9 protein-coding genes and 1 tRNA gene are annotated in these 11,827 nt (G+C 62.0%); 2 read left to right on the forward strand and 8 right to left on the reverse strand.

Annotated features, from left to right (window positions below):
• Nucleotides 1-826: 826 nt before the first annotated feature.
• The 8 genes from HMPREF1137_RS09130 to HMPREF1137_RS10680 all read right to left on the reverse strand — a co-directional run bounded on the left by HMPREF1137_RS09130 (nucleotide 827) and on the right by HMPREF1137_RS10680 (nucleotide 7,886).
• Complete coding sequence (locus HMPREF1137_RS09130) at nucleotides 827-1,411, reverse strand: recombinase family protein (RefSeq protein WP_034497645.1); 585 nt, start codon at nucleotides 1,409-1,411, stop codon at nucleotides 827-829.
• Nucleotides 1,412-1,449: 38 nt separating this feature from the next.
• Nucleotides 1,450-2,355: a Fic/DOC family protein gene (locus HMPREF1137_RS09135; RefSeq protein WP_009054740.1), complete on the reverse strand. Its 906-nt coding sequence runs from the start codon at nucleotides 2,353-2,355 to the stop codon at nucleotides 1,450-1,452.
• Nucleotides 2,348-2,557 (reverse strand): hypothetical protein, encoded by a 210-nt coding sequence (locus tag HMPREF1137_RS09140; protein WP_009054677.1) that lies wholly within the window; start codon nucleotides 2,555-2,557, stop codon nucleotides 2,348-2,350. The genes HMPREF1137_RS09135 and HMPREF1137_RS09140 overlap by 8 nt, the downstream gene beginning before the upstream one ends.
• Nucleotides 2,558-2,736: 179 nt before the next feature.
• The gene (locus HMPREF1137_RS09145) at nucleotides 2,737-3,354 is read right to left on the reverse strand and encodes a hypothetical protein (protein ID WP_155835416.1); all 618 of its coding nucleotides are present in this window, start codon (nucleotides 3,352-3,354) and stop codon (nucleotides 2,737-2,739) included.
• A 40-nt stretch (nucleotides 3,355-3,394) separates the two neighbouring features.
• Nucleotides 3,395-4,327 (reverse strand): C40 family peptidase, encoded by a 933-nt coding sequence (locus HMPREF1137_RS10625; RefSeq protein ID WP_286131811.1) that lies wholly within the window; start codon nucleotides 4,325-4,327, stop codon nucleotides 3,395-3,397.
• A gap of 68 nt (nucleotides 4,328-4,395) precedes the next feature.
• On the reverse strand, nucleotides 4,396-4,737 hold the full coding sequence (locus HMPREF1137_RS09155) for a glutaredoxin family protein (protein WP_009054648.1): 342 nt from the start codon (nucleotides 4,735-4,737) through the stop codon (nucleotides 4,396-4,398).
• A 1,366-nt stretch (nucleotides 4,738-6,103) separates the two neighbouring features.
• Nucleotides 6,104-6,904, reverse strand: coding sequence for a ParA family protein (locus tag HMPREF1137_RS09165; RefSeq protein WP_009054675.1), 801 nt, complete (start codon nucleotides 6,902-6,904; stop codon nucleotides 6,104-6,106).
• Between the two features lie 64 nt (nucleotides 6,905-6,968).
• Nucleotides 6,969-7,886 carry a tyrosine-type recombinase/integrase gene (locus tag HMPREF1137_RS10680; RefSeq protein ID WP_081493544.1) on the reverse strand — a complete coding sequence of 306 codons (918 nt, stop codon included), beginning with the start codon at nucleotides 7,884-7,886 and terminating at the stop codon, nucleotides 6,969-6,971.
• Between the two features lie 81 nt (nucleotides 7,887-7,967).
• On the opposite strand from HMPREF1137_RS10680, the gene HMPREF1137_RS10320 reads away from it, so the two are divergent.
• Together HMPREF1137_RS10320 and rpoB are read left to right on the forward strand one after the other, a co-directional pair.
• Nucleotides 7,968-8,093, forward strand: a tRNA-OTHER gene (locus HMPREF1137_RS10320).
• A 254-nt stretch (nucleotides 8,094-8,347) separates the two neighbouring features.
• Nucleotides 8,348-11,824 carry a DNA-directed RNA polymerase subunit beta gene (gene rpoB, locus HMPREF1137_RS09170; RefSeq protein WP_009054749.1) on the forward strand — a complete coding sequence of 1,159 codons (3,477 nt, stop codon included), beginning with the start codon at nucleotides 8,348-8,350 and terminating at the stop codon, nucleotides 11,822-11,824.
• The last annotated feature ends 3 nt before the right edge of the window (nucleotides 11,825-11,827 follow it).

The raw sequence follows: 11,827 nt of genomic DNA on the forward strand, positions 1-11,827 counted from the left end.
TGCATCGCGCTAAAAGCTTAATACCGATATCGGTATTATACAGCTTGCTACGCGAATCTCAGGTAGTGGGATACAGCGAAGACCGCGCATGACAGTGCAAGGACACAACCTTAACGTTCGCCCCCGAAAACTCAGCACAGTTTCTTCGTTCCGGACGGACCGCGAATGCGGTTCGTCCGGGCCCTCGACGCTTACGCTCCGTGCTCTTTCGGGCCGATCTTTGCGTGCTTTGCCGATGCTTTTGTTGCCTTCGCGTCGCTCGAGTGAACAGACAAAACGCTGGGAGACAACACGAGCCTGATGCGCTCATGTTGTTTCGGTTTGGTTGGGGTGGGGCCGTGCCCCCAATGGAGGGGGCACGGCTGCCGCGTCGCCCCGCTCATTCGTCCGGCCCGCAGGAGCTTCCTTGCGTCCTTATCCTCCTTGTGCGCGCACACCGACACGGCACTAGTACCCGGCGCCACACCCGGTGGTGCCACTAATCGAAGGGACACACATGGATCCTCTACACAAGCTGCTCAAGAAAGACGAAGACCGGGAGGCAGCGGTTCGTGCACTCGGCGATGCTCATCACGCCCTCGACGAAGCCGTTGCCGCCTATCGGAGCGCATTCAAGGCAGCCACCTCAATTGGCTGGTCGAAAGCGGACCTGACTCGCGCAGGATTCCCCGACCCAACCCGTCTTCCCAAAGTGAGTACTCGAAGCACCGACGCGGACTCCTGACGATACCTACTGCTCGCGGACGTCGACAACATTCGAACACATGCGGCGGGGGCAGCGCTTAGTCTGTCCCCGCCGCATCCGCGTCTTTCGCCTCATCGTACGCTAAGCTTCGTCACGCTCCTGCCTGCGTTTGGCGAGTGCTCGCGTCACAGTCGACCGATGCACCCCCAACGTCGTTGCGATTTGCTTATGCGTCATTCCCGCCTGAAACATCGCTTCGGCCGCCTCCAAGCGATCCCCAGCCACCCGCGGCCGACGCCCACCAATACGCCCCTCAGCTCGCGCATGGGCCAGGCCCCTGCGCGTATTCTCCCGAATCGTCGACACACGCAGTTGAGCCAACACGGCCATGATCCCAATGATTGCTTCCCCCATCGGCGTGGACCCGTCGACGTCCAGGAACGGCTCGGTCAGTGACCGGAGCCGCACCCCACGCCTTCCCAGATCCCGGATCACGTCGATCGCGATTCTCTCCGAGCCTGCCAACCGATCCAGCGCGCGGACAACAAGCACATCACCCTCACGCAGATACTCCATACATGCATCCCATGCGGGACGGTGCTCGAGCCGAGAACTCACGCCGTGGTCGACGAACACCCGTTGAGCGCCAGCTGCCCGCAGCTCTGCTTCCTGCGCGTCCGTAGCTTGCTCACGCGTCGATACGCGCGCATACCCAACGATCGCCACGCCAACCTCCCGAGACTCCAACCTGAATACCGCACACCCTAACGTGTGTACCCGTCATACTGTGTCGGCGTATACGGCCGTGACGACAGCTCATCCGTGCGCTGAACGTGCGCGCGACCGGGTGGTATCACCCCCGCCGGAAACGCGGCCGACGTAACGGCATGAGCCCTACGTGCCTCGACGGGCACAATTGGTCGGTGCTGCTTCTCTGCCTCGGTGAGGGGACGAACTGCGTAGGACAACACCTCTGCCATAGGACCGGCATCATGGCGATCCTGGTAGTAGAAACGCGCAGCTACCAGCCCGTCGCGTAGCGGGTTGGTCACTCCCGCGAGGATCTGCGCCTGGGACACAGGAGCGAAGGCATCGGCATCCACGTAATAACCTGCATGATGAGCGAGCTCTGAGAAGAACACGAACTGGCTGCGGGTGTTGCCCTCGCGAAACGCATGAACCTGGTTGATGGCGGCCCATCGTTGCGCGAGCGCGTCGACGAAATCATCGACGTCCAGGCCGCGCAGGTAGTCGGCATGACGAATTGCGTCGTACTCGCGCTCGGCCGCTCGCCTCAGCTCAGGACCGGCACGGTAGTACTCATGTGCAACGGAGCGATCCGTCGGATCGTAATCAGGGAATCCGGACACATCTGGTCCATACTTGACCAACGGACCAAGCATTGGGGTCGTACGCTCAACGCCCGCCCACTCGTAAACGTCCTGGAAGATATGCCGGTGAATGGCCTTCATGTGGTCGTAATCAAACAACCCCAGGATCGGATTATCTCGGAGCTCGATAAGGCGCAAGCTCGCCCAGTGTTCCTCCAACGCTCGCAACGCGCGTTCCGAATCAACCCCGTATGGCAACTCGCCGCCGCCGGTGAACTTGTTGCGCAGTACCTGAGTACCCGGGATGAAATACTCATCCCAACTCGGATCCTCACTCATGCGAATACCCGAACTTCTCGTACAGGTACCTTTCTCCCGCACTACCTGCTTCTTCGACCGTGAGCTCGCCCGTGGCCGTCTTCCACTGAAGGTCACGCAGATGAGCATCAGTAACAACGTGCCCAGCAAGATTCAGTGCAGCGTCAGCGAAAGCGATCGACGCTCGTGCTTCCTCATCGGTATGGATCTGATCGTTAGCCATAACGTTCTCCCTTGATTGATCGGCAACGCCGCCGTGAGCCCCCATCATATGCCGAGGTGCATAAACGGTCAACCATCATCGTTTTGCACCGTTGGATTTGCACCTGGTTTCTGCACCCGATTTCTGGCGACTTTCGGTTCACGTTAGGGCTATTGCGTGGCGGGTGCGATAACGGCCGTTTACGCACCAGCCACCACGCCAAGATTCACGGCCGTCACGAACACCCACACACAGACGAACGCCGCTACTGAGGACACCACGAAAGCGGCGATCGCCGCACCGATATGAAAGCCGACGGACGGATTCATGTGTCTGACGCACATGACGTATAGGGCATGGATCAAGCAATTCCACCACAGAGTCACCAGAAACAGGAAAGGCATGATCAGTGACTTGGGGTCACCACGGTCGACTGCCTGCCCATAGAGCCGCACAACGGCGACAGTAACGACCGTAAGAAACGCCAGACTCGGCAGGGCCCACAAGCGCCACCACCTCCAACGCCACCGGCCCCTCGTCGGCACGGGCGTAGGACCAGGCGTACACCACGGATTAAGCGGAGCGCTCGAGTGTGGATTGGCGATCGGCTCGAGGTAGCTCAGATCCTCCTGTGTGGCCGCTGGCGCTGCAACGGCTGTCTGCTCAGGCGCGTGTGCGCGGCCCCGTTCCTCCTCGAGGGCCATGATCACCGCCCACTCCTCATCAATCGACAAGGCGCGAGGTGCCACGGGGTCACTGCTCTCCTGCGCGGACCGGAACGGGCTCGGTTTGCGGTGAGACTCGTCGTCGATGCTCATACCGTGATCATCCCCCATCGCATGCACACCTGCGTCCATTTCACACCGTCCGGCGAATCGGCCACCACGTCATACCCTGCCAATACGGCGTATCAAGGCGCGTCTCTTCGACAACGCCTCCAACATCGGGTGCATGCACCATGATCGGGTGCCCAGCCGCGTCTGTGCCGGCATAGACACCGATATGGTCAACGTAGCCTCCCGGCGTGTGTGAGAACCCGATCATATCGCCAACGACAAGCTGATCGCGGGCGATCGGTGCCGCGTCAGAGTACTTGGTGATCTGATCGGCTGTGCGCACCGATGCCGGGAACGGGTGGCCGAGCTCAGCATAAGACAGCACGATGAGGCCCGAGCAGTCAACGCCAGCGCTGGTTTCCCCACCCCACACGTAGGGAGTACCCATGTGGGTACGCGCCTGCGCAAGAAGTGTGCCGTCGCCCGAGGGCTCCGAGGTCACTGTCTCAACAAAACTAGCCTGCGCCTCACGAATACTCTTCACATACCCCTGCGTCTCCTTAAACGGTGGAATCCCACCCCAGGACCTCACCGCGCCCGGCCCCGCGTTATATGCCGCGAGAGTCAGGTCGACGCGATCCCCTGAGACGAGGCCGGAGGCAAGCCAGGAGTCAACGTTCTGAGCAAGCTCGCACATGTACAGGCCCTGCGAATAGATCGAATCAGCCCCGTTGGTGATGTCAGCTCGCCCATCCCCATCCCCATCATGACCATGGGTGGCCCACGTGCCTGGCATGAACTGAGAGATCCCCCGAGCCCCGGCCGGGCTCGTAATCTGTGGGTCCCACGTGTGCGCCGACTCATGGTCGGCTTGTGCCGCGATCAGCGACGGCGACACAACGTCGCACGCTTGGCCAGCGCGCCACACCACATCCTGGTATTCCTCAGGCACCCCCGACACACGCCCACTCCCACCTCGAGTGTTCCCAGTATGCGCATTCGACTCACTGAGCATCGCAACAGGCATCAGAGCTGCTCCAGGAAGCACAAAAAGCGCGACAAAAAAGACACCCAGCCCCTTCTTCACAGTGCCCTGCCTCGATGAGCCTGCACCTCGGCCGCCGGAGCGGGCACATGGACCTGAGCTCCTTGAACAGTCAGGCGCGCTGGCGTAGCGGCATCAACGATCGCGCGAATCCGATCGGGGCGAAAACCCGCGCTCCTCGAGGTGCCATCGTCAAGGATTGGAGCCTGCAGCAGTCCCTCGCTGCGCATCTGCTCGACGAGATCCGGGCGCCCGCTCAGGTCAATCACCTCATAGGTGATACCAGCGCGATCCAACGCCTGGCGCGTGAGACGACACGACGGGCAATTCGGCGTCGTGTAGATCGTAAGCGTCGGGGTATCCGGGGTAGGGTTCATCATGATTCCTCCTTCGCCCCTCCCCGTAACACCGTGAACGCACACGCCCCCCTTCTGCGTGGCCACGCCAATGTGGCATACTAAAGGGGAGCCGAACAGCGTCACCTGTCCGACTCCCCGGGTATCCGGGCTGGTCTCAGTGCCCGATGAGAGCGCTGAGCAGGAATGCAATCGCCCAGATCAGCTGCGGCAGTGTCGTTACCACTGCTACAGCGATCTGGGCTTTCTGCTTCCCATCTAGACCCGATCGCCTCGCTCGAAGCGGTCGCCTGTCTTTCGCCATGACCCAGTCACCTCCTCTCGTCGGTGTCAACTCCCCGGCAGGAATACTGCTGGTCCGGGGTCGACGCCGCGGAGGCCCCCCAATTCTCTCACGCACACCCATCAACGGCACTGACACCACATCCCATTGCTGGCAGTGCTGGCAATGCCGACATTGCTGGCATTTAACTGTGGGGTGTCCGCCCTCTCTTGAGCAGTGTCAGTGATGTTTTGGAGGAAGCGAGGACTGCCATGTATCGCTAGTTCCATCGAGTCGTGTCCAGCGTATGCGGATACTTCTTGATCCACGCGCCTGCAGCGATGTTGCATAGATGAAGGAGACAGACGCGTTAGAGTCAATACTCCTCGGGCCTTGGCCACCCTCAACGGTGAAGCGAACAGGTTCCAGGGGGCATTCAATGATTACATCGTTAACAGTGTCCGCACCCGTGTTCACCAGTAGATAACGATCACCGCCGGTCCAGCGCAATTCCCACGGTGGTGCTTGCTGTTGCCTTGCGGAGGCATCTGCCAGCACCTCCAGAGATTGGGCCACCTTCTCAGCTACTTCTCTCTCTTCCTTTGACTTGCGCGCCTGAAACACCGAAACGACGGCGCAGGCGGCGGAAACCAAGCCGCCAATGACTCCCAGTAGACTAAGACACCCTTGAAAGTCCATGTTCACCCTCCCTTTCCTCCCATCGAGGTTCTTCGATGGGAAGCACGTTGCTTGGAAACCAAGCCTACCGTCGCCCCTTGGGAATCCTGTCTGCTGCAAGCGGCTCATACCTGCGCCCCCGCTTCTTCTCTGCCCGAGCGAGTGCGACAGTCATTGCCTCGACGATCCACGCCTCGAATGAGGCGGGTCCCCCCTCGAGCACGCCGTCGATGTACGCCGCGCGACACCGGCCAGCAATGTCGGCGCTCACTCGCGCGGTCACCTTGACAATACGCTCATCCGTATCGCTGGCATTGCCAGCATTGCCGGTGTTGGCGGCTTTGCTGGCACGTGTGGCACGGCTGGTAGATGTCGTCTCCTGTGGGGGTGTAATAACAGCAGCGGGACCCGTGCTGAGGTCTGACTTGATCGGTGTTGGCCTACGCGGAGTCATTGGCCGTTCTCCTCGAGGTTGGTGAGCATGGTTGCGGCGTGGTGCGCGTAAGTCTCCAACAACTCGGCTGGGGCGCCGGGGTACTCATCGAGGCCCATTTGGGCCTCCGCAGCGTCGGAGATCACCACGCGCCGGGGGATTGGTGGGTCGAACAGAGGAAGTCCTTTCGACCTGCAGGCTTCTCGCACGTCGTCAAGCCAATGCGAGCCAGCGACAGTACCCGCCTCGTGCATGTTTACCAGGACCCCAACGACGCATAGAGTCGGATTGAGGTAGTGCCGCGCAACACTGATCGTGTTGAGCAGATGTGCCAGGCCTGTTGTCGACAGCAGCTTCGATTGGGTGACGATGAGTACGCCGTCGGCCGCGGCTAACGCGTTCGAGGTCAGTAGATCTAAAGCCGGTGCACAGTCGATCAGAACGACGTCAAAGTCTTCATGGATGAGGGCGAGTTGTTCGCCGAGCCTCGCCTCGCGGCCAGGGCCCGCAATGACGAGTTCGTCGCGCACAGCTGCCAAGGTCTCACCTCCCGACGGAGCGAGGAACACGCGCTCCCACATGGTGGTTGTAATGACGTCGGGGAGTGAAAGGTCGGAGCGTGTTGACAGGGCGTTGGCCACACCAGCCTGATTCTCAACCAAGGGAGGGGAAGCCAGCAGAGAGCTGGCGTTGGCCTGGGGATCCAGGTCGACGACCAGGATGCGGTGACCGACGTGGGCCAGGGCGTTGGCAAGGTGGAAGGTGGTCACCGTCTTGCCGACTCCACCCTTCTGATTGGCGATTGCGATGACGTGCATGATGGTTTCTCATTTCTCTGAAATCGTTGGGGCTGTTAGCGGCTGGCATTGCCAGCCGTGCCGGTTAGGCTGGCGGTGCTGGCAATATCGGGTTGTTTGGAGATGCTGGCGATTGAACGCGGGTTGCATCGAGAACCGCGTCGCGAGCTCGAGGGGATGGCGCGATATAACGGACAGTCGTCTGGAGTGATGCATGGCCCAGGAGCTCACGAACAATGAGCAGATCATGTTCTGCGGAATACGCCTTCGTTGCGTACCGATGGCGTAGCTTGTGCAGTGTCCAGGTGCCAGGCAAAACCCGGCGCCCGATCTGCGAGACTGAATTGGCGGCCATATGTCCGCCGCAACGTCCAGGAAATGCGTACTGTCCAGTTGTTGTGCAGCGTGTAATGATTGCCTGGGCCAGGTCGGCTGTGATCGGCACGGTCCGCGTGCGACCGCCCTTTCCTCGCACAAAAAGATCCCACCCGTCGGCGCCCTCGTAGACATCGCCAACCTCGACCTGAGCGATCTCCACGCACCGCAGGCCAGCCTCGGCGGCCAACCGCAGGATGAGGGCGTCACGTGGACTCGCGTGATCGACACAATCCACCAAGATGGAATCAGGGATGGGGCGCGGTGTCCCAGAGGGACGACGTATGCGGGGGAGAACCGAGGAAATATTGCCACAGTGGTGTCTGGAGTCGAGCCACCCGAAGAACCTCCGGAACGTGCTGTAGTAGGCATGCCTCGTTTCATTAGCCCACGCTCGTGTACCGCACCACTCCACCAGGGATCCGGGATCGAGTTCTGTGGGAGGAATATCGGGGAACGCACGAGCCAGTTGGAGTACATGGTTGCGTTTGGTGCGGATTGAGGTCGCAACGAGCCCTTGAGAGCGCAGGAAGACGATGAAGTTGTCAACGTGCCCCTCCCACATGAGAGGCGTCGGCAGTTCCAAGACATGATGACGGTGAGTGCTCATGGTCCTCAACGTTTTCATCTACGCGGAAACAACGGGACGCAACGTCCGCTGCTGGTAATAGTGGCAATGCTGGCGTAGCTGGCTGTGCCGGTAACGCTGGCATCAGTGGCAATGCTGGCAAATGCGCAAGAATATCGAGGATTACCAGGGTTGCCAGTACAGAATAATCGCGGAAAACCGAGACATATCCGTGGGTCGTCGGTTCAAGCCCGACTTGGGGCACCACCACCCAAGCCCGGGTACTGCCAGCGTCGCACCTGACGAACAAGCTGGCCACGGCCTCGTTTCCGTGAAACCCTGCACATATCACACGCTGCCTTGACTCGCGATGCGACTCACGGTAGCCTGAGTATTTGCGCCTTATCATGCCCGAGGTGACCCGTATCCAGCCGTCGTAACAGGCGCTTGACGGACCAGGACGCGTCAGATAATGGGTGATAAGGCAGCGTGCGCACCGTTCATGCAGGGAAGGATCCCCTTTGGCTGCCAACAGCACCGCCAAACAGCCCAAGCACCGCATCTCGTTCGCCAAGCTTCGTGAACCCCTCCAGGCCCCCAATCTGCTGGGCCTGCAGGTCGAAAGCTTCGACTGGCTGCTGGGCAACGACGCGTGGAAGGCCCGCGTCGAAGCCGCACAGGCATCTGGCCAAGGCGACGTCCCCGACGTCTCCGGCCTCGAAGAAATCTTCCACGAGATTTCCCCCATTGAGGACGTCGCAGGCACCATGAGCCTGTCGTTCCACGACCACCGCCTCGAATCCCCCAAGTACTCCATGGAGGAAGCCAAGGCGAAGGACTACACGTACTCCGCACCGATGTACGTGACCGCCGAGTTCATGAACTACGAAACCGGCGAAATCAAGTCCCAGACCGTGTTCATGGGCGACTTCCCGCTCATGACCCCCCGCGGTACCTTCATCATCAACGGCACCGAGCGTGTCGTCGTCTCCCAGCTCGTGCGTTCCCCCGGCGTGTACTTCGAGAAGCTCTCGGACCGCTCGTCGGACAAGGAGACCTTCGGCGCGAAGATCATCCCCTCGCGCGGCGCATGGCTCGAGTTCGAGATCGACAAGCGCGACGCCGTCGGCGTGCGCATCGACCGCAAGCGTAAGCAGTCGGTGACCCACTTCCTCAAGGCCATCGGCATGACCGAATCCGAGATTCGCGAAACCTTCGCCGCCTACCCCGTCCTCCTCGAGACCCTCGAGAAGGACACGGTCGCCACGCAGGAAGAGGCCCTGCTCGACATCTACCGCAAGCTGCGCCCCGGCGAGCCCGCGAACGTCGACGCCGCCCAGACGCTGCTCAACAACTTCTACTTCGACTCTCGTCGCTACGACCTCGCCAAGGTCGGCCGCTACAAGATCAACAAGAAGCTGGCCATCGAAGCCGACCCCAAGGCCTCGACCCTGTCCCTCGAGGACATCGTCGCGACCGTCAAGTACCTCCTCGCCCTGCACCAGGGCGACAAGACCTTCGCCGGCACCCGCAATGGCGAGGCCGTCGAGGTCCGCGTTGAGGTCGACGACATCGACAACTTCGCCAACCGTCGCATCCGCGCCGTCGGCGAGCTCATCCAGGGTCAGGTCCGCACCGGCCTCGCCCGCATGGAGCGCACCGTGCGCGAGCGCATGACCACCCAGGAGACGGACTCGATCACGCCCCAGACGCTGATCAACATCCGCCCCGTCGTGGCCGCGATCAAGGAGTTCTTCGGAACCTCCCAGCTCTCGCAGTTCATGGACCAGAACAACCCCCTCGCCGGCCTGACCCACAAGCGCCGTCTGTCGGCCCTGGGTCCCGGCGGTCTGTCGCGTGACCGCGCGGGCATGGAAGTTCGAGACGTCCACCCCTCGCACTACGGTCGTATGTGCCCGATCGAGTCCCCTGAAGGCCCGAACATCGGCCTCATCGGCTCGCTCGCGACCTTCGCGCGCATCAACCCCTTCGGTTTCATTGAGACGCCCTACCGCGTCGTCAAGGACGGCAAGGTCACCGACGAAATCCGCTACCTCACCGCGGACGACGAGAAGGGCCACTACATCGCCCAGGCCTCGTCGCCCCTCGAGGCCGACGGCTCCTTCGCCGAGCACGACGTCCTGTGCCGTGTTGCCGGCGACGACCCGACCCTGATCGCCCGCGATCGCGTCGACTACATGGACGTCTCCGCACGTCAGATGGTGTCCGTCGCCGCGGCGTTCATTCCCTTCCTCGAGCACGACGACGCTAACCGAGCCCTCATGGGCGCGAACATGCAGCGTCAGGCCGTGCCGCTGCTCACCACGGAAGCCCCGCTGGTCGGCACCGGCATGGAGATGCGCGCCGCGCATGACTCCGGCGAAATGATCCTCGCCGCGCACTCCGGCGTCGTCTCCGAGGTCTCCGCGGACCTGATCGTCGTCTCCACGGACGAGGGCGGCCGCGACTCCTACCGCCTCGAGAAGTTCGAGCGCTCCAACCCCGGTAACTGCACCAACCAGCGCGTTATCGTGGACGAGGGCGACCGCGTCGAGGTCGGCGACGTCCTGGCCGACGGCCCCGCCACCTCCAACGGTGAGGTCGCGCTCGGCAAGAACCTCCTCGTCGCCTACATGTCGTGGGAAGGCCTCAACTACGAGGACGCCATCATCTTGAGCCGTCGCGTCGTGGAAGAGGACATCCTCACGTCGATCCACATCGAGGAGTACGAGGTCGACGCCCGCGAGACCAAGCTCGGTGAAGAAGAGATCACCCGCGATATCCCCAACGTCTCCGAGGAATCCCTCGCTGACCTGGACGAGCGCGGCATCATCCGCATCGGCGCCGAGGTCACCGCCGGCGACATCCTCGTCGGTAAGGTCACCCCGAAGGGTGAGACCGAGCTGACCTCCGAAGAGCGCCTGCTGCGCGCCATCTTTGGTGAGAAGGCCCGCGAGGTGCGCGACACCTCCCTGCGCGTCCCCCACGGTGAAGAGGGCATCGTCATCGGCGTCCGCGAATTCAACGACGACGAAGACGACCTCAACCCCGGCGTCCGCCAGACCGTGCGCGTCTACGTCGCCCAGCGACGCAAGATCACGATCGGCGACAAGATGGCCGGCCGCCACGGTAACAAGGGCGTCGTGTCCAAGATCCTCCCGGTTGAGGACATGCCCTTCCTTGCCGACGGCACGCCCGTCGACATCATCCTCAACCCGCTGGGTGTCCCCGGCCGAATGAACGTCGGTCAGGTGCTCGAGTACCACCTCGGTTGGCTCGCCCACCAGGGCTGGGATGCCTCGGCCGCTGTCGAGGCCGGCGAAGAGTGGGCGGCGCACCTGCCCGCCGACGGCATCAAGACCGAGCCCGGCACGCCCGTTGCTACCCCCGTGTTCGACGGCCTCGAGGCCGACGAGCTCGCGGGCCTGCTGCGCAACGTGAACCCGAACCGCGACGGCGACGTCCTCACCAACTACGAGGGCAAGGCGCGCCTGTTCGACGGCCGCTCCGGTGAGCCGTTCCCGTACCCGATCTCGGTGGGCTACACCTACATGCTCAAGCTCCACCACCTGGTCGACGACAAGATCCACGCCCGCTCCACGGGTCCGTACTCGATGATCACGCAGCAGCCGCTGGGCGGTAAGGCCCAGTTCGGCGGCCAGCGCTTCGGCGAGATGGAGGTGTGGGCCCTGGAAGCTTACGGCGCCGCCTACGCCCTCCAGGAGCTGCTGACCATCAAGTCGGACGACACCACCGGCCGCGTCAAGGTGTACGAGGCCATCGTTAAGGGCGAGGACATCCCCGAGCCCGGCATCCCCGAGTCCTTCCGAGTCCTCATCCAGGAAATGCGCTCGCTGTGCCTGAACGTCGAAGCTCTCGACGCGGCCGGCAACGTCATTGACCTGCGTGAGCAGGACGAAGACTTCAATGCGCGTGAGGACCTGGGCATCACCCTTGATGCTCGTCCGAACGCTGCGGCGACCATCGATGCGATCTGATAG

Source organism: Actinomyces sp. ICM39 (assembly GCF_000282935.1).
GTDB classification, from domain to species: domain Bacteria; phylum Actinomycetota; class Actinomycetes; order Actinomycetales; family Actinomycetaceae; genus Pauljensenia; species Pauljensenia odontolytica_B.

Bases quoted from the DNA above. Each gene is read 5' to 3' on its own strand.
- HMPREF1137_RS10625 (WP_286131811.1), bottom strand. From the start codon at position 4,327: ATGCTCAGTGAGTCGAATGCGCATACTGGGAACACTCGAGGTGGGAGT.
- HMPREF1137_RS10680 (WP_081493544.1), bottom strand. From the start codon at position 7,886: ATGAAAACGTTGAGGACCATGAGCACTCACCGTCATCATGTCTTGGAA.
- HMPREF1137_RS09155 (WP_009054648.1), bottom strand. From the start codon at position 4,737: ATGATGAACCCTACCCCGGATACCCCGACGCTTACGATCTACACGACG.
- HMPREF1137_RS09145 (WP_155835416.1), bottom strand. From the start codon at position 3,354: ATGAGCATCGACGACGAGTCTCACCGCAAACCGAGCCCGTTCCGGTCC.
- HMPREF1137_RS09140 (WP_009054677.1), bottom strand. From the start codon at position 2,557: ATGGCTAACGATCAGATCCATACCGATGAGGAAGCACGAGCGTCGATC.
- HMPREF1137_RS09165 (WP_009054675.1), bottom strand. From the start codon at position 6,904: ATGCACGTCATCGCAATCGCCAATCAGAAGGGTGGAGTCGGCAAGACG.
- HMPREF1137_RS09135 (WP_009054740.1), bottom strand. From the start codon at position 2,355: ATGAGTGAGGATCCGAGTTGGGATGAGTATTTCATCCCGGGTACTCAG.